Below are 316 nucleotides of genomic sequence, written 5' to 3'. Positions count from 1 at the left end.
GCCGTAACGGTCACGCTGCCGTCGGTCAGACCCGCAAGGTCAGCCGGCGGAACGCTCAGCGTCCAGGTGCCGTCTGATCCTACCGTCGCGGTGTAGTCCTTGCCGTTCAGCGACACGGTCACGGTCTGGCCCGCCTCGGCGGTGCTGGTGCCGGAGATCGCCAGGTCAGCCTGCGCTTCGGTCGCGTTCAGGATGTCGTCTGACGCAATGGTATTAATGGTCACGGACGGCGCGGTGGCATCCACGCTGTACTCGCGGCCCGCCGACGCGCTGTTGCCGTTCACGTTGGTGACGCTCACCTGCACGCTGGCATCGC

1 protein-coding gene is annotated in these 316 nt (G+C 66.8%); it reads right to left on the bottom strand.

The features are described from left to right. On the bottom strand, nt 1-316 hold a 316-nt coding region (locus V5P19_RS24755; RefSeq protein WP_334407879.1), incomplete at both ends, for an Ig-like domain-containing protein.

This window comes from Enterobacter sp. UNJFSC 003, from assembly GCF_036903355.1.
Classification (GTDB): Bacteria; Pseudomonadota; Gammaproteobacteria; order Enterobacterales; family Enterobacteriaceae; genus Enterobacter.
The sequence above is the reverse complement of the archived record's forward strand: the minus strand, read 5'-3'. Positions and strand labels throughout refer to the sequence as shown.